General features: G+C 39.6%; 22 protein-coding genes. 14 read left to right on the forward strand and 8 right to left on the reverse strand.

Annotation, left to right across the window (positions count from 1 at the left end):
* Window positions 1-160: 160 nt before the first annotated feature.
* From M1F65_RS02525 to lplA, 14 genes are all read left to right on the forward strand, one after another.
* Window positions 161-1,450 carry a DUF308 domain-containing protein gene (locus M1F65_RS02525; protein WP_217970768.1) on the forward strand — a complete coding sequence of 430 codons (1,290 nt, stop codon included), beginning with the start codon at window positions 161-163 and terminating at the stop codon, window positions 1,448-1,450.
* A 9-nt stretch (window positions 1,451-1,459) separates the two neighbouring features.
* On the forward strand, window positions 1,460-2,554 hold the full coding sequence (locus tag M1F65_RS02530) for an AI-2E family transporter (protein WP_217970767.1): 1,095 nt from the start codon (window positions 1,460-1,462) through the stop codon (window positions 2,552-2,554).
* A 132-nt stretch (window positions 2,555-2,686) separates the two neighbouring features.
* Window positions 2,687-3,382 carry a pyrimidine 5'-nucleotidase PynA gene (gene pynA, locus M1F65_RS02535; RefSeq protein ID WP_217970766.1) on the forward strand — a complete coding sequence of 232 codons (696 nt, stop codon included), beginning with the start codon at window positions 2,687-2,689 and terminating at the stop codon, window positions 3,380-3,382.
* 20 nt (window positions 3,383-3,402) lie between these two features.
* Window positions 3,403-3,696 (forward strand): hypothetical protein, encoded by a 294-nt coding sequence (locus tag M1F65_RS02540; RefSeq protein ID WP_247925403.1) that lies wholly within the window; start codon window positions 3,403-3,405, stop codon window positions 3,694-3,696.
* A gap of 122 nt (window positions 3,697-3,818) precedes the next feature.
* Window positions 3,819-4,574, forward strand: a complete 756-nt coding sequence (locus M1F65_RS02545; RefSeq protein WP_247925693.1) for a DUF4336 domain-containing protein — start codon at window positions 3,819-3,821, stop codon at window positions 4,572-4,574.
* 11 nt (window positions 4,575-4,585) lie between these two features.
* The gene (locus M1F65_RS02550) at window positions 4,586-5,239 is read left to right on the forward strand and encodes a uracil-DNA glycosylase (protein ID WP_247925405.1); all 654 of its coding nucleotides are present in this window, start codon (window positions 4,586-4,588) and stop codon (window positions 5,237-5,239) included.
* Between the two features lie 9 nt (window positions 5,240-5,248).
* Window positions 5,249-5,713 (forward strand): NUDIX hydrolase, encoded by a 465-nt coding sequence (locus M1F65_RS02555; protein WP_001135768.1) that lies wholly within the window; start codon window positions 5,249-5,251, stop codon window positions 5,711-5,713.
* A gap of 12 nt (window positions 5,714-5,725) precedes the next feature.
* Entirely contained in the window at window positions 5,726-6,994 is a 1,269-nt protein-coding gene (locus M1F65_RS02560) for a dihydroorotase (RefSeq protein ID WP_000924517.1), read from the forward strand.
* A gap of 41 nt (window positions 6,995-7,035) precedes the next feature.
* Complete coding sequence (locus M1F65_RS02565; RefSeq protein WP_000283627.1) at window positions 7,036-8,376, forward strand: MATE family efflux transporter; 1,341 nt, start codon at window positions 7,036-7,038, stop codon at window positions 8,374-8,376.
* Window positions 8,377-8,554: 178 nt separating this feature from the next.
* Window positions 8,555-9,523, forward strand: coding sequence for a thiamine pyrophosphate-dependent dehydrogenase E1 component subunit alpha (locus M1F65_RS02570; protein ID WP_095726018.1), 969 nt, complete (start codon window positions 8,555-8,557; stop codon window positions 9,521-9,523).
* A gap of 16 nt (window positions 9,524-9,539) precedes the next feature.
* On the forward strand, window positions 9,540-10,532 hold the full coding sequence (locus tag M1F65_RS02575; RefSeq protein ID WP_084849680.1) for an alpha-ketoacid dehydrogenase subunit beta: 993 nt from the start codon (window positions 9,540-9,542) through the stop codon (window positions 10,530-10,532).
* 327 nt (window positions 10,533-10,859) lie between these two features.
* On the forward strand, window positions 10,860-11,903 hold the full coding sequence (locus M1F65_RS02580) for a dihydrolipoamide acetyltransferase (protein ID WP_042902261.1): 1,044 nt from the start codon (window positions 10,860-10,862) through the stop codon (window positions 11,901-11,903).
* A gap of 45 nt (window positions 11,904-11,948) precedes the next feature.
* Complete coding sequence (gene lpdA / locus M1F65_RS02585; RefSeq protein WP_125414564.1) at window positions 11,949-13,652, forward strand: dihydrolipoyl dehydrogenase; 1,704 nt, start codon at window positions 11,949-11,951, stop codon at window positions 13,650-13,652.
* A 195-nt stretch (window positions 13,653-13,847) separates the two neighbouring features.
* On the forward strand, window positions 13,848-14,837 hold the full coding sequence (gene lplA / locus M1F65_RS02590) for a lipoate--protein ligase (RefSeq protein WP_042902263.1): 990 nt from the start codon (window positions 13,848-13,850) through the stop codon (window positions 14,835-14,837).
* Window positions 14,838-14,909: 72 nt separating this feature from the next.
* Here the strand turns inward: lplA and xerS are convergent, their stop codons facing one another.
* The 8 genes from xerS to M1F65_RS02630 all read right to left on the reverse strand — a co-directional run bounded on the left by xerS (window position 14,910) and on the right by M1F65_RS02630 (window position 19,798).
* The gene (xerS, locus tag M1F65_RS02595; protein WP_049491412.1) at window positions 14,910-15,980 is read right to left on the reverse strand and encodes a tyrosine recombinase XerS; all 1,071 of its coding nucleotides are present in this window, start codon (window positions 15,978-15,980) and stop codon (window positions 14,910-14,912) included.
* Between the two features lie 139 nt (window positions 15,981-16,119).
* Window positions 16,120-16,410 carry a hypothetical protein gene (locus tag M1F65_RS02600; protein WP_001148766.1) on the reverse strand — a complete coding sequence of 97 codons (291 nt, stop codon included), beginning with the start codon at window positions 16,408-16,410 and terminating at the stop codon, window positions 16,120-16,122.
* On the reverse strand, window positions 16,391-16,783 hold the full coding sequence (locus M1F65_RS02605; RefSeq protein WP_247925407.1) for a hypothetical protein: 393 nt from the start codon (window positions 16,781-16,783) through the stop codon (window positions 16,391-16,393). Before M1F65_RS02605 ends, M1F65_RS02600 begins: the two co-directional genes overlap by 20 nt.
* Window positions 16,765-18,009, reverse strand: coding sequence for a hypothetical protein (locus tag M1F65_RS02610; RefSeq protein WP_084878275.1), 1,245 nt, complete (start codon window positions 18,007-18,009; stop codon window positions 16,765-16,767). The genes M1F65_RS02605 and M1F65_RS02610 overlap by 19 nt, the downstream gene beginning before the upstream one ends.
* The gene (locus M1F65_RS02615) at window positions 18,009-18,440 is read right to left on the reverse strand and encodes a hypothetical protein (RefSeq protein ID WP_247925408.1); all 432 of its coding nucleotides are present in this window, start codon (window positions 18,438-18,440) and stop codon (window positions 18,009-18,011) included. Before M1F65_RS02615 ends, M1F65_RS02610 begins: the two co-directional genes overlap by 1 nt.
* 127 nt (window positions 18,441-18,567) lie before the next feature.
* Window positions 18,568-18,810 carry a hypothetical protein gene (locus M1F65_RS02620; RefSeq protein WP_247925410.1) on the reverse strand — a complete coding sequence of 81 codons (243 nt, stop codon included), beginning with the start codon at window positions 18,808-18,810 and terminating at the stop codon, window positions 18,568-18,570.
* A 22-nt stretch (window positions 18,811-18,832) separates the two neighbouring features.
* Window positions 18,833-19,267 carry a hypothetical protein gene (locus M1F65_RS02625; protein ID WP_247925411.1) on the reverse strand — a complete coding sequence of 145 codons (435 nt, stop codon included), beginning with the start codon at window positions 19,265-19,267 and terminating at the stop codon, window positions 18,833-18,835.
* 99 nt (window positions 19,268-19,366) lie between these two features.
* Entirely contained in the window at window positions 19,367-19,798 is a 432-nt protein-coding gene (locus M1F65_RS02630; RefSeq protein ID WP_239823807.1) for a hypothetical protein, read from the reverse strand.
* Window positions 19,799-19,878: the final 80 nt, after the last annotated feature.

A 19,878-nucleotide genomic window follows, 5' to 3' on the forward strand; every position in this document is an offset into this window, starting at 1 on the left:
CAACCATTAAAAATACTGATTTGATTTTTGTGATGAAAGTCAGGATCTTCACCAGATTTGCTAGTCATGATGAGTTGATGGCATTGATTGGTTTTTACCACGATTGACATAATCGTTAGTTTTCTCAAATGGCTTAATTATTATTTTTGAAAGGTCTTTTATGGAAAAAATTCTATCTTTAGGTCTGACAGGTAAGAAATTACTTGTTCAGGGTTTCTTGTTTGTTCTGCTAGGACTTGTCTTAATGGTCACGGGGACTTGGTTGCCAGTAACGGTTATTCGACTGGTTCTGTTTTTAGCTTGGATAGCAACGGTCTTAGATTTAGTATTACGTATTTTCAAAAAAAGTCAGTCAACGGACACCTTGGGAGTTGCACTGGTTAAATTGTTAGTGCTGGGATATTTGCTTGGCTCCAATCTTGCGACGGATGTGCCGATTTATATTTTGGCTCTTGTGATTGGAGTTTATCAGATTTTTCATGCTACTATCAATCTTGTCACCTATCTTCTCTACCGCAAAAACAAAATTCGACCTCGTTTTCGTCTCTTACTAGATGGACTCGTACTAGTTTTTCTTGGTGGGACTAGTCTTTTGTCCTCTACAGGAAATTCTGTCTTTCAACTCTTTGTATTAGGGGCTTATTTTTTCCTTTATGGTGTGTCCAATATCCGTGACGGTTTCTTGTTTGAGGAGGAAATTGGGAAAAACCATCTCAAACGTCGTGTAAGAATGAGCTTACCTATTGTCCTAGCCGCTCTCATCCCTGCAAGTACTTTAGCAAAAATCAACAAATTCATGCAGGAAAATGCTGATGAGAGAGAGGATATCCATCTTGGAATGGTGAAGTCTGGTAAGACAGCGGAGCTTGAAATTTTTATTCATACAGCTGAGACCTCTCTGTTTTCGGCAATTGGTCATGTGGATATCTGCTATCAAGGCCGTGTTATTTCTTATGGTAACTATGATCCGTCTTCTGAGACCTTATTTGGCATGGTAGGAGATGGTGTCTTATATTTCTGTGATCGTGACAAGTACATTGACCTATGTAAACGTGAGAGTCAAAAAACGCTTTTTGGTTATGGGATAGATTTGACGCCTGAAATGGAAAAAGCAGTTCAGAAAAAGTTGGCTGAATTGAAACAACTGACGATTCCATGGGAGCCAAGTGCAGATAAAATCATGACAGGTGATGGTAAGGAAGACTACACCTACGCTTATAAAATCAGACATGAGACAGATGGGGAACTTTATAAATTTATCAAATCTAAGTTTAAATCCTACTTTGTCTTATCTACAAACTGTGTGCTCTTGGCTGATACCATAGTCGGTCAGGCTGGCACCGATATCCTCTCACCCAAAGGATTTATCGCTCCAGGAACTTACCAAGCCTACCTTAATCGAGAGTTTGAAAAACCAAATAGTATAGTCGTATCTAAACATGTTTATTAAGGAGAATTTATGAACTTAGTAAAAAAATACACCCCGTTAATACTTTTTATAGGGCTGGTTGCTCTTGTAATTCTGAATGCATCGAGCTTTATATCAGGAGCAATCTCTCTCTTTGATGTAATATCAACCTTGATTTATGGTGCTGTTATTGCTTTTGTGCTTAATGTTCCTATGAAAAAAATTGAACAGTACTTAGTTAAATTGAAGGTAAAGGCAGAGTTGCGTCGTCCGATTGCCATGGTACTTGTTTTCCTAGCTCTTATCTTAATCGTGATTGCTCTTTTGGTTTTGGTGCTGCCAACCCTAGCCCAGACTATTAGTCAGCTGGGAACAGTCCTTTCAACAGTCCTTACTCAACTTGGGAAATTGCTAGGCAGCTCGGAATTTGTAACCAAAGACATGTTGTCAACTATCGTATCAGGCATACAGGGACAATCTAGTTCTATTAGCCAAGCTTTGATAGGTTTTTTATCAGGTCTGACTAGTAATATCGGCAATATTTTTTCAAGTTTGATGAATGCCTTTTTGATTATAGTCTTCACCTTTTTATTTTTATCCAGTAAGGAACATTTGGCAGCGATGACGAGTCGACTTCTAAAAGTTTTTCTTCCAGAGAAGGTGGTGATAAAGTTGACTTACATTGGACAAGTAGCACTAGAGACTTATGACCAATTTTTGATGAGTCAGCTGATTGAAGCAGTTATCATAGGAGTTATGATAGCGGTTGGTTACAGCGTGTTTGGGATACCCTATGGAGTAATGACAGGTATCTTTGCAGGAGTGCTATCGTTCATTCCTTATGTAGGGCCTATGATTGCTTGTGTTGTGGGAGCGATTTTTATCTTCACAGTGAGTCCTACTCAAGCCTTACTTTCTCTTCTTCTATATCAAGTTATACAGCTGATTGAAGGAAACCTTATTTATCCTAGAGTTGTAGGTCAGTCTATTGGTTTGCCAGCTATTTTCACGCTTGCGGCTGCTAGTATTGGAGGGAATCTTTTCGGACTACTTGGAATGATATTCTTTACCCCCGTATTTGCTGTTATCTATCGACTGGTTAAAGAATTTGTCGTTGCAAAGGAAAATCAGCTAGATAAAAAATAAATTTAATGAGACTTGTTAAATAAATTATCTGTGTGAAAGAAGAAAATAAAATAATTACTTGGACTTTGTCTCTTTTCCTGTTTTGAAGGTTCATGAGACTATTTTATCTCCTTAGAAAGGAAAACTCTCAAATTGTCCTACAAATTTCTACTCTTCGACCTTGACCACACCTTGCTTGATTTTGATGCTGCTGAGGATGTGGCTTTGACGCAACTTCTAAAAGAAGAAGGAGTTGCGGATATTCAAGTCTATAAAGAATACTACGTTCCTATGAACAAGGCTCTCTGGAAGGACTTGGAGCAAAAGAAAATCAGTAAACAAGAACTGGTTAACACGCGCTTTTCTCGTTTATTTGCTCATTTTGGACAGGAAAAAGACGGTAGGTTGCTTGCCCAGCGTTACCAGTTTTATCTCGCTCAGCAGGGACAAACTCTTTCGGGCTCACATGAACTCTTGGACAGCCTCATCGAGAGAGATTATGAGCTATACGCTGCGACAAATGGGATTACTGCCATTCAGACGGGTCGTCTGGCTCAATCTGGTCTGGCTCCCTATTTCAACCAAGTCTTTATCTCCGAGCAATTGCAAACACAAAAACCTGATGCACTATTCTATGAAAAAATCGGTCAGCAGATTGCAGGATTTGATAAAGAAAAAGTCCTGATGATTGGAGATTCTCTAACCGCCGACATTCAAGGGGGTAATAATGCTGGAATTGATACTATCTGGTACAATCCCCATCACCTCGAAAATCACACACAAGCCCAGCCAACTTATGAAGTTCATTCTTACCAAGACTTGCTGTATTGTTTAGATGCTTTGTGGTGATTTTCCCAAGAGGTGTTGATATGGAAACTAAAGTCATTGAAGAGATTGACAATTTACTAAATCTCATCGAGCAGTATCGGTTAAAAGGTGTGGTTGCTCAAGTAAATTCGTTAAAAGAGTTAAAGTATATCATAAGCAATCATATAGAGCTAAGTACTCGAGAGAAGATGAATATCCACTATTCACTCTTTCTCCCTAGGGGTGGTTTATCTGAACTCTACTATATGGATGCTAATCTTGAACGGATGATGTCTGTAAATAATCAACTTTCCTATGCTATTGATACAATCGAAAAGTTTCTAATAGCTGATTGATACTGTAAATACTAATGTCCAATACTAGGATGAATAACAGTATATATAAGAACTGTAAAAAGTGGTTTAGATAGCCACTTTTTGCTATAATAGAGGCAGTAAAAATGAAGGAGTAGTAAATGATGTCAAGACCAGCTCTTTCTCTTTATGAACCATTGTATACACTAAAGGAAGTTGATCAAAATATCTGGATAGTAGATGGTGATTTGATTCAAATGGACATGAAGATCTTCAACCTTCCTTTTCAGACACGTATGACGGTGATTAAGTTAAATGATGGCAAACTTTGGATTCACTCTCCGATTGCGCCAAATGAGAAACTGTTTACTGAACTGGACGCTTTGGGCAGAGTCGCTTACCTGATTTCCCCAAATAAGATTCACTACGCCTATATTGAAGATTGGAAAAAAAGATATCCTTATGCGCAAGCATGGTCTAGTCCAGGAGTTGAAGAGAGAGCAAAAAGTCAGAATGTCATGGTGGAATTTGATGCTCCTTTAACAGATAAGGCACCTGACTTATGGTCTGATGAGATTGATCAACTTATTTTTAAGGGAAGTTCTGTCATCGAAGAGGTGGTGTTTTTTCATAAATCAACTAAAACACTTATAGTAACAGACCTTATAGAGAATTTTGAACCGGAAAAGATAGCTAGTCCAATTCGCAGAAAATTCTATCGTTTAGCTCGTGTAACAGTCCCTGATGGTCAAACTCCTATCGATTATCGGATGACTTTTTTAGGAAGACAAAGAGAAGCAAAGGTTTCCTTTGCCCGTATGTTAAACTGGAAACCGGATAAGATTATACTTGCACATGGTTTATGCTTTTTTAAAAATGGTACGGAAGAATTAAGACGTGCCTTTAGATGGATACGATAAAGGAGAGAAAGATGCAACACTCATCTTGGCATGCTTTGATTAAGGAGCAATTACCTGAGGGGTATTTTGGGAAAATCAATCAATTTATGGAGCAGGTCTATGCTCTGGGAACTGTTTATCCACCTAAGGAAAAAGTTTTTCAGGCTCTCTTGACTACACCGCTTGAAGAAGTGAAGGTGGTGATTCTAGGGCAAGATCCTTATCACGGACCAGGACAGGCGCAGGGCTTGAGTTTTTCTGTACCTGACTTTATCCCAGCTCCGCCATCCTTGCAAAACATTTTAAAAGAATTGTCAGATGATATCGGCGTTAAGAAATCACATGATTTGACGTCTTGGGCTGAGCAGGGAGTCTTACTTCTCAATGCTTGCTTGACGGTTCCTGCTGGGCAGGCCAATGGTCATGCTGGGCAGATATGGGAGCCATTTACAGATGCTGTGATTCGGGTTGTCAATAATCTAGACAGACCTGTAGTCTTTGTACTCTGGGGTGCTTATGCACGCAAGAAGAAGGCCTTGGTTACCAATCCTCACCACTTGGTTATCGAATCAGCCCATCCTAGTCCTTTATCGGTTTATAGAGGATTTTGGGGTTCCAAGCCTTTTTCCAAGGCCAATGCATTCTTAAAAGAGACAGGACAAGTGCCAATCGATTGGTTTAGATAAGGAGAGAATATGCCTCAGTTAGCGACGATTTGCTACATTGATAACGGAAAAGAACTGCTCATGCTCCATCGCAATAAGAAGCCCAACGATGTCCATGAAGGCAAATGGATTGGTGTGGGTGGAAAGCTAGAGCGAGGTGAGACTCCACAGGAATGTGCAGCGCGTGAAATCCTCGAAGAAACAGGGCTCAAAGCCAAGCCAGTACTTAAAGGTGTTATCACTTTTCCTGAATTTACGCCAGATTTAGACTGGTACACCTATGTTTTTAAGGTGACAGAGTTCGAGGGTGACTTGATTGACTGCAATGAGGGGACCTTAGAATGGGTTCCCTATGATGAAGTCTTAAGCAAGCCAACTTGGGAGGGTGATCACACCTTTGTTGAGTGGCTTTTAGAAGATAAACCTTTCTTTTCAGCAAAGTTTGTTTATGATGGGGATAAATTGTTGGATACCCAAGTTGATTTCTATGAATAAAGGAGAAAGCAGATGCTACTAATCAAAAATGGTCGTGTAATGGATCCCAAGTCTGGTTTGGATCAAGTGTGTGATGTTTTGGTCCAAGATGGGAAAATTGTCAAAATTGCACCTGAAATCAAGGAAGAAGGAGCAGAGGTGCTTGATGCTACTGGTCTAGTAGTTGCTCCTGGATTGGTCGATATCCATGTTCATTTCCGTGAACCTGGTCAAACTCATAAAGAAGACATTCATACTGGTGCCCTAGCAGCCGCTGCAGGTGGCTTTACAACCGTTGTCATGATGGCTAATACTAGTCCAACCATTTCGGATGTAGAGACTCTTCAAGAAGTTCTCCAGTCAGCTGCCAAGGAAAAGATTAACGTCAAGACAGTTGCGACCATTACTAAGAACTTTAATGGCCAAGACTTGACTGATTTTAAGGCGCTTTTAGAAGCTGGAGCCGTTGGTTTTTCAGATGATGGAATTCCGCTTGAAAGTAGTAAAGTGGTTAAGGAAGCAATGGAAGAAGCCAAAAAACTCAATACCTTTATCTGCCTTCATGAGGAAGATCCAGGTTTGAATGGAATTCTTGGCTTTAACGAAAACATCGCTAAAGAACATTTCCATATCTGTGGAGCGACAGGAGTGGCTGAGTACGCTATGATTGCGCGCGATGTTATGATTGCCTATGCAACCAAGGCCCATGTTCACATTCAGCATTTGTCTAAGGAAGAAAGTGTCAAGGTGGTGGAGTTTGCTCAAGGACTAGGTGCGCAGGTCACAGCAGAAGTAGCGCCACAGCATTTCTCTAAGACAGAAGCTCTTCTTTTAACTCAAGGAAGCAATGCCAAAATGAATCCTCCACTTCGTTTGGAGTCAGACCGTCGTGCCGTTATCGAAGGTCTCAAGTCAGGTGTTATCACAGTTATCGCAACGGACCACGCGCCTCACCATGCAGATGAGAAAAATGTTGAAGATATCACCAAAGCACCATCTGGTATGACAGGTTTGGAAACCTCTCTTTCTCTTGGTTTGACTTATTTGGTGGAAGCTGGTGAGTTGAGCTTGATGGAATTGCTAGAAAAAATGACTGTCAATCCAGCCAAGCTTTACAACTTTGAAGCAGGTTACTTGGCTGAGAATGGTCCAGCGGATATCACTATCTTTGACGCTAAGGCTGACCGCCTTGTGGACTCCCATTTTGCGTCAAAAGCAGCTAATTCCCCATTTATCGGCGAAACTTTAAAAGGGCAGGTTAAATATACCATCTGCAAGGGACAAATTGTCTACCAAAACTAGATGGGATTCTGCTCTAGAAACTATAAGAATAGAGAGCGTATATGTATCCAACCCATCAATTTAAAGACAAGTTTGTCTTATTTCTTAAGATATTTTTCCCTATTCTGATCTATCAATTTGCCAATTATTCTGCCTCTTTTGTTGATACAACCATGACTGGGCAGTACAATACCATGGACTTGGCGGGGGTGTCAACCGCAACGAGTCTATGGAATCCTTTCTTTACTTTTTTAACAGGGATTGTTTCGGCCATGGTTCCCATCATAGGCCATCATCTGGGACGGGGCAAAAAGGAAGAAGTAGCATCTGATTTTTACCAATTTATCTACTTGGCTTTCGGACTGTCTTTGGTCTTGCTTGGAATGGTAGTATTCTTAGCGCCACCTGTCTTAACCAACATCGGACTAGAAGCTCAAGTGGCGGCAGTTGCAGTTTCCTATCTTTGGTACCTGTCTATTGGAATTATTCCCTTGTTGCTGTTCAGTGTCATTCGCTCTTTGTTGGATTCTCTTGGATTGACCAAGCTATCTATGTACCTCATGCTCCTATTACTTCCGCTCAATAGTGGTTTTAACTATCTCTTGATATATGGAGCTTTCGGTTTCCCTGAGCTTGGTGGCGCAGGAGCAGGACTAGGAACTTCACTAGCCTATTGGGTTTTATTGGGGATTTCTATTCTTGTTTTATTCAAACAAGAAAGGTTAAAAGCGTTACATCTTGAAAAACGCATTCCACTCAATATAGATAAAATCAAGGAAGGTGTTCGATTAGGTCTACCAATCGGGGGAACCGTATTTGCTGAAGTAGCCATTTTCTCCGTGGTTGGACTAATCATGGCTAAGTTTTCATCGCTCATCATTGCCAGTCACCAGTCAGCTATGAATTTTTCGAGTCTCATGTATGCTTTTCCTATGAGTATTTCCTCTGCTATGGCGATTGTTGTGTCTTACGAGGTGGGGGCCAAACGTTTTGAGGATGCAAAAATCTATGCTCGTCTGGGGAGAGTAACCGCCCTTATTTTTGCAGGTCTTACCCTATCTTTTCTCTACATTTTTAGAGATCGTGTAGCAAGTCTATATGGGAATGACTCTCAGTTCATTGAAACAACTGCTGTATTTCTAACCTACAGTCTCTTTTTCCAGCTAGCTGATACCTTTGCGGCTCCGCTCCAAGGAATTTTAAGAGGGTATAAGGACACTATCGTTCCTTTCTATCTTGGCTTAATCGGATATTGGGGAGTAGCGATACCACTAGGATATCTACTAGATCAAGTAACTGACTTAGGGGCATTTGCCTACTGGATTGGGTTAATTGCCAGCTTGATTGTTTCTGGTTGTTTGTATCAATGGCGTCTGAAAACCGTAATGAAAAGATTGAGCTAATTTTTGGAAAATATCCTGAAAAAGCACTTTGTGAAAAAATACTCTAACTAGAGAGAATCCCTGTTTTAACAGGGGTTTATTTTTTTATATTGTGAATTTTTATTAGCCATATACTTTGACAGCGTATACTAAAAAAGGTAAAATAGTAAGGTAAGTACAAAGTTAGAAAGGCAAGATTATGTCAACTTTAGATAAAAATCTTTTGCTAGAGATGTTCCGTAAGATGGAAGAAATCCGTCGCATGGACTTAAAAATCGCTCAGTTAGTGAAAAAGGGAAAAGTTCCCGGTATGACTCACTTTTCTGTCGGAGAGGAAGCTGCTAACGTCGGAGCGATGCTGGCTCTTAATCCAGATGATCTGATTACCTCAAATCACCGTGGACACGGGCAAGCTATTGCTAAGGGGATTGACCTCAATGGAATGATGGCTGAAATCCTCGGGAAATACACTGGAACCTGTAAAGGAAAAGGTGGTTCTATGCACATCGCTGACCTGGATGCTGGTAACCTTGGTGCCAATGGTATTGTAGGTGGTGGTATGGGAATCGCTGTCGGTGCAGCCCTCAGTCAGCAAATGCAACATACTGGTAAAATCGTTGTCTGCTTCTTTGGAGATGGCGCGACCAACGAAGGTGTTTTCCATGAAGCAGTGAATATGGCTTCTATTTGGAAACTTCCTGTTATTTTCTACTGCATTAACAACGGTTATGGGATTTCTGCGGATATCAAGAAAATGACCAATGTGGAGCATATCCATCAACGTAGCGCTGCTTATGGAATTCCTGGAATGTTTATCGAAGATGGAAACAATGTCATCGATGTCTATGAAGGATTTAAGAAAGCTGTAGACCATGTTCGTGGTGGCAATGGTCCAGTCTTGATCGAAAGTATCACTTATCGCTGGCTTGGTCACTCATCATCTGACCCTGGTAAATATCGTACGCGTGAAGAAGTGGAATTGTGGAAACAAAAAGACCCAATCGAAAACCTTCGCAAATACCTCATTGAAAACAATATTGCAAGTGCAGAAGAATTGGAAGAAATTCAAGCACAAGTCAAGGAAGCAGTAGAAGCTTCTGTTAAATTTGCTGAAGAAAGCCCATTCCCACCACTAGAATCAGCATTTGAAGATATTTACGCAGACTAAGGAGAAAGAGATAAAAATGGAAACAAAAACAATGTCGTTCCGTGACACCATTATCCTTGCTATGTCTGAGGAAATGCGTCGCGATGAAAATGTATTCTTGATGGGAGAAGACGTCGGTGTCTTCGGAGGAGACTTCGGAACTTCTGTTGGAATGCTCGAAGAATTTGGTCCAGAACGTGTCCGTGACTGTCCGATTTCTGAAGCTGCCATCTCGGGAGCAGCAGCAGGAGCAGCCATGACAGGACTTCGTCCAATTGTCGATATGACCTTCATGGACTTCTCGGTTATTGCCATGGACAATATCGTCAACCAAGCTGCTAAAACACGTTATATGTTTGGTGGGAAAGGTCAGGTTCCAATGACTGTCCGTTGTGCAGCTGGTAATGGAGTTGGTTCTGCGGCTCAGCACTCGCAATCACTAGAGTCTTGGTTCACTCACATTCCAGGACTCAAGGTTGTAGCTCCAGGTACGCCTGCTGACATGAAAGGACTGCTCAAGTCTTCTATCCGTGATAACAACCCTGTTATCATCCTTGAATACAAGTCAGAATTTAACCAAAAAGGGGAAGTTCCAGTTGATCCAGACTACACAATCCCACTTGGAGTTGGTGAAATCAAACGTGAAGGTACAGATGTAACAGTCGTTACTTATGGTAAAATGCTTCGTCGTGTGGTTCAAGCTGCTGAAGAATTAGCAGAAGAGGGAATTTCAGTTGAAATTGTGGACCCACGTACCCTCATTCCGCTTGATAAGGATATCATCATTAACTCAGTGAAGAAGACTGGTAAGGTGGTGCTTGTCAACGATGCTCACAAAACAAGTGGCTATATCGGAGAGATTTCAGCTATTATTTCAGAATCAGAAGCATTTGATTATCTAGACGCACCAATCCGCCGTTGCGCCGGAGAGGATGTGCCAATGCCTTACGCACAAAATTTAGAAAATGCAATGATTCCAACAGTTGAAAGCATCAAGGAAGCAATCCGTAAGACATATAACAAAGAATAATACATAATATAAGTTATGTAAATAAAATAAAAAAGACGAGAAACTTTGTATCTTTTAGGTGCAGAACTCTTTTCGTCCTAAATATCTTATATTCGAACACGGGCTAAAAGCTCGGAAAAAAGATAAATCTCCTTGGCTTCATCGAAGCCAGCGTCGATTTCCTATTTTTCGGTCGCTTTTTACGCCCTTTGTATCATGTAATTGAATTCGGACTGAGGTCTGTGAAAAAAAGATAGATTTCCTTGTGTTCATCGAACACATCGTCAATCTCCTATTTTTTCATTGCCCTCTTCGTCCTAAATATCTTAGTATAGAATTGGAGAGGTCATGGCTGATGACAAGCTAAGAGCGACTCCTGCGGCTAGAAAGTTAGCGGATGATCTAGGGATCAACCTCTACGACGTTTCTGGCTCAGGTGCAAACGGTCGTGTCCACAAAGAAGACGTGGAAACTTATAAAGACACAAATGTGGTTCGCATTTCGCCACTTGCAAAACGAATTGCCCTCGAACATAACATTGCTTGGCAGGAAATCCAAGGAACAGGTCATCGTGGTAAAATCATGAAGAAGGATGTTTTGGCCTTACTTCCTGAAAATATCGAAAACGACACTATCAAGTCTCCTGCTCAAATTGAAAAAGTAGAAGAAGTTCCAGACAATATCACTCCTTATGGTGAGATTGAGCGTATTCCAATGACACCAATGCGTAAGGTTATCGCACAACGAATGGTTGAATCCTACCTAACTGCGCCAACCTTCACACTCAACTACGATGTCGATATGTCTGAGATGCTGGCTCTTCGTAAGAAGGTTCTTGAGCCAATTATGGAAGCAACTGGTAAGAAGACTACTGTAACAGACCTTCTTTCACTCGCTGTTGTGAAAACATTGATGAAACATCCTTACATCAACGCTTCATTGACAGAAGATGGCAAGACCATTATCACTCACAACTATGTCAACCTTGCGATGGCGGTTGGTATGGATAATGGTCTAATGACACCAGTTGTCTATAATGCTGAAAAAATGAGCTTGTCAGAGTTGGTTGTAGCCTTTAAGGATGTAATTGGTCGTACCTTGGATGGTAAATTATCTCCAAGCGAACTGCAAAATTCAACCTTCACAATTAGTAACTTGGGAATGTTTGGCGTTCAGTCCTTCGGTCCGATTATTAACCAACCAAACTCAGCTATCCTCGGGGTTAGCTCAACAGTTGAAAAACCTGTAGTTGTCAATGGTGAGATTGTTATTCGTCCTATCATGAGCCTAGGGTTAACTATTGACCACCGTGTCGTAGATGGTATGGCTGGTGCTAAGTTTATGAAAGACTTGAAAGCCTTAATTGAAAACCCAATCTCAATGTTGGTTTAAAAATACAGTATTTATTTTTAGAGATATAGATAAAGGAAGTAAGACATGGCCTTAGAAGTAATTATGCCAAAAGCCGGCGTGGATATGACAGAAGGACAAATCGTCCAATGGAATAAGAAAGTCGGAGAATTTGTAAAAGAAGGAGAAATCCTTTTGGAAATCATGACTGATAAAGTCAGCATGGAATTGGAAGCCGAAGAAGATGGATACTTGATTGCCATCCTCAAAGGAGATGGTGAAACTGTCCCTGTAACGGAAGTTATCGGTTACCTTGGAGAAGAAGGGGAAAACATCCCAACAGCTGGAGCAGCTGCGCCAGAATCAAAACCTGCACCTGCAGCTAGTGCCTCAAACGACGATGGTAAGAGCGATGATGCCTTTGATATCGTTGTGATTGGTGGAGGTCCTGCTGGTTATGTTGCAGCCATTAAAGCTGCCCAACTCGGTGGGAAGGTTGCCCTTGTTGAGAAATCTGAACTCGGTGGAACGTGTTTGAACCGTGGCTGTATCCCAACCAAGACCTACCTTCACAATGCTGAAATCATCGAAAATATCGGTCATGCAGCAAACCGAGGTATCGTCATCGAAAATCCAAACTTCACTGTAGATATGGATAAACTTTTAGAGACAAAATCTAAGGTTGTCAATACTTTGGTAGGTGGTGTTGCAGGTCTTCTTCGTAGTTACGGAGTTACTGTTCATAAGGGAATTGGTACAATCACTAAAGATAAGAATGTCTTGGTAAATGGTTCTGAATTGCTTGAAACCAAGAAAATTATCCTTGCCGGTGGTTCAAAAGTCAGCAAGATCAACGTTCCTGGTATGGAATCTCCACTTGTCATGACCAGTGATGACATTCTTGAAATGAACGAAGTACCAGAAAGCCTCGTAATCATCGGTGGTGGGGTTGTCGGTATCGAACTCGGCCAAGCATTCATGACATTTGGTTCAAAAGTAACTGTTATCGAAATGATGGACCGTATCGTGCCAGCTATGGATGCGGAAGTTTCTAAGAATCTTCGCTTGATTCTTGAGCGTAAAGGTATGACCATCTTGACAGGTACAAAATTGCAAGAAATCATCGAAGAAAATGGTCAACTTCGTATCAAGGTTGAAGGAAAAGACGATATCATCGCTAACAAAGCTCTTCTTTCAATCGGTCGTGTGCCAGACCTTGAAGGAATTGGTGATGTTGAGTTTGAATTGGATCGTGGACGTATCAAGGTCAACGAATACATGGAAACTTCTGTTCCAGGTATCTACGCACCAGGTGACATCAACGGTACGAAGATGTTGGCGCACGCAGCCTTCCGCATGGGTGAAGTTGCCGCTGAAAATGCCCTCAAAGGAAACCATGCTGTTGCCAAATTGAACTTGACTCCAGCAGCTATCTACACTCTTCCTGAAGTAGCAGCAGTAGGTTTGACTGAAGAACAAGCCCGTGAGAAATACGATGTTGCAATCGGTAAATTCAACTTTGCAGCCAACGGTCGTGCCATTGCATCGGATGCTGCTCAAGGTTTCGTAAAAGTCATTGCAGATAAGAAATACGGGGAAATCCTTGGTGTGCACATCATTGGTCCTGCAGCCGCAGAATTGATTAACGAGGCATCAAGCATTATCGAAATGGAAATCACTGTTGAGGAAATGCTGAAGACCATCCACGGACACCCAACCTACTCTGAAGTGATGTACGAAGCATTTGCGGATGTTCTAGGAATGGCTATCCATTCACCTAAGAAAAAATAAATAAGATTTTCAACTAAATTTTCTTAAAGTAGTACGGACGGCAGCGACCTCTATTAGAGTTCCATGCCTAAAAATTGAGCCTCTTGTCTCAATTTTTCCGAGAAATGTAACGATAACACGTTACATTTCTTTTTACCACTTTAGAAAATTGGATTGCTATGAACAGAATTTAAAAACTAAATTTTTGGAAATACTATGAAATACATTATCAATCATTCAAACGACACTGCTTTTAATATCGCCTTGGAAGAATATGCCTTTAAACACCTTTTGGATGAAGATCAAATCTTCCTACTTTGGATTAACAAACCTTCTATCATTGTTGGTCGTCACCAGAATACTATCGAAGAAATCAACCGTGATTATGTCCGTGCAAATGGCATTGAGGTAGTCCGCCGTATCAGTGGTGGTGGAGCTGTTTATCACGATCTGAACAATCTCAACTACACCATCATTTCAAAAGAAGATGAAAACAAGGCCTTTGACTTTAAGAGTTTTTCAACTCCAGTTATCAATACCTTGGCTCAACTCGGTGTTAAAGCTGAGTTTACAGGCCGTAATGACCTTGAGATTGAAGGTAAGAAATTCTGTGGCAATGCCCAAGCCTATATCAATGGGCGTATCATGCACCACGGTTGCTTGCTCTTTGACGTTGATTTGTCAGTCCTTGCTAACGCCCTCAAGGTTTCAAAAGATAAATTTGAATCAAAAGGTGTGAAATCTGTCCGTGCCCGTGTAACCAATATTGTCAATGAATTACCAGAAAAAATCACAGTTGAAGAATTCCGTGATTTACTATTGGAATACATGAAAAAAGAGTACCCAGAGATGACTGAATACGTTTTTTCTGAGGAAGAATTGGCTGAAATCAATCGCATCAAGGATACAAAGTTTGGTACTTGGGACTGGAACTACGGCAAATCACCTGAGTTTAACGTCCGTCGTGGAACAAAATTCACTAGTGGTAAGGTAGAAGTCTTTGCCAATGTTCTTGAATCAAAAATCCAAGACATCAAAATTTATGGTGACTTCTTTGGTATCGAGGACGTTGCTGCAGTAGAAGATGTCCTTCGTGGAGTGAAATACGAACGTGAGGATGTTCTTAAAGCTCTAGAAACTATTGATATTACACGCTACTTTGCTGGTATTAGCCGTGAAGAAATCGCTGAAGCAGTAGTGGGATAAAAAGAAAAGAAGTTGGTTGTTTGACCAGCTTCTTTTTATGAGTTATATTTTACATAAATAATTTTATGTATTTTATAAGCTATCCAAAGCATTCTTTTGTTCATCATTGACAATGTGGGTATAGAGGTCAGTGACTTGTGTACTGGCATGTCCTAGCTGATGGCTGACCAAAACTTGAGATTTAGTTGCATCATAGAGCCTGGTTGCTAAGGTATGGCGGAGTTTGTGGGGAGTTACACGGACTTTAAAGTCCTCAGAGTACTTAGCAACCATCTTTTCAACGCTAGAAGCATCAATACGATTGGGAACACCTCGATAGAGTGTCAAAAAGAGAGCTGTATCCGTCTTTTCCGTCTTATAGCGTTGATTTCGAATGGCGAGATAATTCTCTAGGTAAGGCTTAGCAAAGGCAGCGACATTGACCGAGTCTCGTTTACCCCCTTTTCGAGTGACATCGATAACCATCATTTTGAGATTAAGGTCTCTTAGATCCAGATTAACAGCTTCAGATAAGCGGACACCAGACGCCAAGAGAAGGGCAATAATAGCCAAATCACGTTCTTTATTCTTATTAAATGATGAGAGAGCGCGATTTGAGAGCTGTTGTGGGTACTCCTGGTCGATATAGGTTAGAAAACCTTCTGTTTCATCACCTAGAAAGAGTTTTTGCTTGATGTTTTCAGCTCTGGCAGCAAGAGTTTCTTTCTTTTTCTTGGTTGAAACTTTCTTCATTACATTACGATAGAAATAAGGCTCCCCCTGGTCGTTTTCAACCTCCTCGGTCAGATACTTGTAAAGACTGGAAAGTGCTGACAAGGTCCGATTGATGGTCGTCTGAGAGACACCTTGCTTGGTTGTATTAGCATTCAGCAATGGACGTTCACGTAGATAAAGAATAAAGGATTCCATGTCTTTTTTAGACATATTTTCCAAGACCGATAAAGGAATGTCAGACATTTTATCAGCATTTGAAATTCCAGACTCTAAAACCCAGCTGAAAAATCGATCGTATTCCTTGAGGTATTCGTACAGAGTTGTAAAACTGTAGGGAACAGCAAGCTTTGATTGATAGTATTCCAGAACATACCAGGGCATGATTTGTTTTAGTTTGTCGATCCGTTCCAGTAAAATCTCACGTTTCATGATTTTCTCCCTAAATTAGTCTACTAGTAGTATAGCATAGACTTATATATTTTTCAAGAAAATTATAGTTTTTCGGAAAGATATTATAAGAAACTTAAAACAGAAGTCTAACTTTCCCCCAGTTATCCTGAACCCTTTATTAAATTTCATCATACTTGAGCAACATATTCGGAATCTTTTCTTCAAGACTCTTGCGAACTTTACCTTGAATTGCAGTGTCCATCTGGCTGTTTATGCTTGTAATGGTTGATTTGGTTTCTGTAGCAATTTTCTTTGCTGCTTTATTAAAGTTATCTTTTAATTTATTTTTTGCTGTTATCGCTAACTTTGCTTCCGTAATGATTCGGTTTCTTTCCATCATTCGATACATTTGTTTCAGTGCATATTGGTATTCTTCATCCGTGTAGTATTCATTCATTGGTGCTTGCATAATCTCTCCTTAGTTTGTGAAATTCTTCGTCTAAATCATTTCTTTTTTTGCGAAACTCGTTATCGTATTTTTCTCTCTCATCTTCGAGTTTAATCCTACCATCTCTGTATACTTGATTCGAAAAGTGTCTCAAATTTTCTATTTCTGTAAAGTAGTCTCTAACATCATCAACACTTGTCTCAAATTTTCTCAAAATATGAGACATTTTATCAACTTCTTCGGAAATTAGTTTTTCTAAGTTTGCATTTCGTTCGTCTAGATCAAGGGCTTTGTTATCGAGTTTCTTCTTTTCTTGATAATATCGTTCTTCTAGAGTATACAGTTCTCTCTCTTTTTCTCTAATTTCCTCCCATTTTACATCTTTTCTTTCCATTGTCGAAACTCCTTGGCTAATTGCTTATCTGTTGCTACTGTTTTTTCGATGACTTCCTGTAATTGTTTATCCATATTTTCAAATGCTTGTGCGGAAACATTCATCTTAGTGGCTGTTTGATTTGTCTCTGCCTGAAACGTATCGATAAACTGTGCTTGAGTGATACCCTGACTAGCAAAAATGGCATCAACCTCATAGGGAGCTAATGCTGTGTAGCTCGTAAAGTCGATTTTTGACCAAATTTCTTGTAATTCCTGATTTGCTTTTTTGGCTAAGGCGCTCACTTCATCAGCTCCAGTTCTTGCTGCTGTAGCCATAGATGATGATAGGATAGAACCTTGAGCTGCATCTAAGTATATTTCCTCAGAGCTACTAATGCCACCTGATGACCAGTTTGATTTCAAGTCCTTGTAATGAGCCATTCCTCGGAGACTGTTGGCATAGGCTCGATAAACGCCACTGATTAAGGGTTTTCCTCCTTTGCCATCTACAAGTTGACCAGTTACAGGATCAAACTCCCAATCACCTATATTGTGGCTAGTTCCGTCAAGCCAATATATGGTATCAGGCATTTCTAAAAATGATTTATTGAATAATTCAGGATGGTTGAAATCATTTCCAAACACAACAACATCATAATTCCTTCTATAATCTATAAACATAGCAGGATTTTTATCTATGAATGCTTTTTCCTCATTAGAAAGTGAATTATAAAAAAACCAAGCATTGAAGGTAGTCGTAGGGATGTGGTATTTAGCTCCTACCTTCAGCATATAAGAACCTTGTGAATAGCCAGATAGTTGACTGACTTCATATCGGGGATCATCCATAATTTCTTTTACAAATCGGTCTGCTACATAATATTGAGGGGATAAACCTGACTCTCTTTCTGCAACTGCTGTTCCGACATCAATCTTAGTAGGACTCCCAGGGTCCGTTCCCGCAGCAATCACAGCTACATTTTTATAATCTGGTTCACCGTTGACTATTGGTGCAACCGCTAGTCCATCAAAACCTGTTTCTTTGTGAGACTTAGTCGCAATAACACGGAATTCTTGACCATCGGAGGTGGTTATAGTGTTAGTTTCATCCGAAGATAACTTATCATTTGTTTTGGCTACAACTTTCTTTTCAACTTCCCTTTCAGCATATTCAAAATTTACACTATAAACATTTTTTCCGTGATTTAATTCATTGAGTTGTTTATCAGTATAAGTGTATACCATTAATATTCTCCTTCTGAACCATCTGAATAAATAATTTTTGTGAGTTTACTAGTCTTACCCAAGTGACTATTTAAAAATTCTCGGTCCTCTTTTCTATTCTCTCTCTCTAAAGATACATCAGAAATACGTTTATCTTTTTTTGAATAATTAATTTTATATTTTATGCTTCTCTCATTAAAATATAGTTCAACTACGCAAGTCCAACTTCCTGGAGGATTAGTGTAGTTTGCATTAGAAAATCTAATTTCTTCAATACCCTCATAACTATCTTTTAAAGTTTCAACCAAACTAACTTCATACTCTCTATTTCGACGCTCTTCTTGAGACTTCCCTAACATACTAAACATAAAAACACCTCCTGCTGTGATAATTGCGATTGACAAAACGATTAGTAATCTTTTGTGATTTTTTTTAGTGCTGGAATTGTTCATTTAAGCTTTTCTCCTTTTTCTTATTATACTATAAGATTTGTCTATATTACACTATAATAAGAAAAAACTATTTTAAATCTATCAATCGTAGTAGGACTCCCAGGATCCGTTCCCGCAGCAATCACAGCTACATTTTTATAATCTGGTTTGCCGTTAACAATAGGTGCAACTGCCAGCCCCCATCAAAACCTGTTTCAATGTCAGACTTAGTGGCAACAACACGGAATTCTTGACCATCGGAGGTGGTTATAGTGTTGATTTCACCTTTTTTTAACTCGTAATCTGATTTAGCAGTAACAATATTTGTTCGGTTTTCTTTACGCTGTGCGAACTCAGTATTAACACTGTAAACATTCGGAACTTGATTCAATTCATTAACACGTATTTATTCATCATAGCTCCCCTTCTGAACCATTCGAATATTTAACTTTAACTTTTGACTTAGTAGAACCTCGCCTAGAATTTAAAAAATGTTGAAATTCTTCATCATCCTTATTATATACTCCAATCCTAATTTTATTCGAGTTTATATCAAAAGCTAAAACATGTTCTTTAGATGTTCCATCAAAAAATTTTAGTTTCACATCCGCCCCCCAAGCGTCTGAAGGAATTGATCTGTACGATGGATTCGTAATCGTTACCTCCTCAATCCCTTGATAAGAATTCTTCAAGGCATTTACCAAACTGACTTCATACTCTCTATTCCGACGTTCTTCTTGAGATTTTCCTAACAACCTAAACATAAAAACACCTCCTGTTGTGATAGTTGCGAGTAGAAAAACTATGAATAATGGTTTATAGCTTTTTCTTAATCTGTCTTTACTCATTGTTATCTCCACTCCTCTCAGCATATTCAGAATTTACACTATAAACATTTTTTCCGTGATTTAATTCATTGAGTTGTTTATCAGTATAAGTGTATACCATTAATATTCTCCTTCTGAACCATCTGAATAAATAATTTTTGTGAGTTTACTAGTCTTACCCAAGTGACTATTTAAAAATTCTCGGTCCTCTTTTCTATTCTCTCTCTCTAAAGATACATCAGAAATACGTTTATCTTTTTTTGAATAATTAATTTTATATTTTATGCTTCTCTCATTAAAATATAGTTCAACTACGCAAGTCCAACTTCCTGGAGGATTAGTGTAGTTTGCATTAGAAAATCTAATTTCTTCAATACCCTCATAACTATCTTTTAAAGTTTCAACCAAACTAACTTCATACTCTCTATTCTGACGCTCTTCTTGAGATTTCCCTAACATACTAAACATAAAAATACCACCTGCTGTGATAATTGCGATTGACAAAACGATTAGTAGCTTTTTACGGCTTTTTTTCATTCCAGAAATATTCATTTAAGCTTTTCTCCTTTTCTCTATTCTACTATGATTTAAAGATAAATAACAGTAGAATAGAGAAAATCAAGCCAATTGTC

This window comes from Streptococcus oralis (assembly GCF_023109195.1).
GTDB classification, from domain to species: Bacteria; Bacillota; Bacilli; order Lactobacillales; family Streptococcaceae; genus Streptococcus; species Streptococcus oralis_BV.

Coding starts and splice junctions, on each gene's coding strand:
- M1F65_RS02525 (WP_217970768.1), top strand. CDS start 161: ATGGAAAAAATTCTATCTTTAGGTCTGACAGGTAAGAAATTACTTGTT.
- M1F65_RS02530 (WP_217970767.1), top strand. CDS start 1,460: ATGAACTTAGTAAAAAAATACACCCCGTTAATACTTTTTATAGGGCTG.
- M1F65_RS02540 (WP_247925403.1), top strand. CDS start 3,403: ATGGAAACTAAAGTCATTGAAGAGATTGACAATTTACTAAATCTCATC.
- M1F65_RS02545 (WP_247925693.1), top strand. CDS start 3,819: ATGTCAAGACCAGCTCTTTCTCTTTATGAACCATTGTATACACTAAAG.
- M1F65_RS02550 (WP_247925405.1), top strand. CDS start 4,586: ATGCAACACTCATCTTGGCATGCTTTGATTAAGGAGCAATTACCTGAG.
- M1F65_RS02555 (WP_001135768.1), top strand. CDS start 5,249: ATGCCTCAGTTAGCGACGATTTGCTACATTGATAACGGAAAAGAACTG.
- M1F65_RS02560 (WP_000924517.1), top strand. CDS start 5,726: ATGCTACTAATCAAAAATGGTCGTGTAATGGATCCCAAGTCTGGTTTG.
- M1F65_RS02565 (WP_000283627.1), top strand. CDS start 7,036: ATGTATCCAACCCATCAATTTAAAGACAAGTTTGTCTTATTTCTTAAG.
- M1F65_RS02570 (WP_095726018.1), top strand. CDS start 8,555: ATGTCAACTTTAGATAAAAATCTTTTGCTAGAGATGTTCCGTAAGATG.
- M1F65_RS02575 (WP_084849680.1), top strand. CDS start 9,540: ATGGAAACAAAAACAATGTCGTTCCGTGACACCATTATCCTTGCTATG.
- M1F65_RS02580 (WP_042902261.1), top strand. CDS start 10,860: ATGGCTGATGACAAGCTAAGAGCGACTCCTGCGGCTAGAAAGTTAGCG.
- lpdA (WP_125414564.1), top strand. CDS start 11,949: ATGGCCTTAGAAGTAATTATGCCAAAAGCCGGCGTGGATATGACAGAA.
- lplA (WP_042902263.1), top strand. CDS start 13,848: ATGAAATACATTATCAATCATTCAAACGACACTGCTTTTAATATCGCC.
- xerS (WP_049491412.1), bottom strand. CDS start 15,980: ATGAAACGTGAGATTTTACTGGAACGGATCGACAAACTAAAACAAATC.
- M1F65_RS02600 (WP_001148766.1), bottom strand. CDS start 16,410: ATGCAAGCACCAATGAATGAATACTACACGGATGAAGAATACCAATAT.
- M1F65_RS02605 (WP_247925407.1), bottom strand. CDS start 16,783: ATGGAAAGAAAAGATGTAAAATGGGAGGAAATTAGAGAAAAAGAGAGA.
- M1F65_RS02610 (WP_084878275.1), bottom strand. CDS start 18,009: ATGGTATACACTTATACTGATAAACAACTCAATGAATTAAATCACGGA.
- M1F65_RS02615 (WP_247925408.1), bottom strand. CDS start 18,440: ATGAACAATTCCAGCACTAAAAAAAATCACAAAAGATTACTAATCGTT.
- M1F65_RS02625 (WP_247925411.1), bottom strand. CDS start 19,267: ATGAGTAAAGACAGATTAAGAAAAAGCTATAAACCATTATTCATAGTT.
- M1F65_RS02630 (WP_239823807.1), bottom strand. CDS start 19,798: ATGAATATTTCTGGAATGAAAAAAAGCCGTAAAAAGCTACTAATCGTT.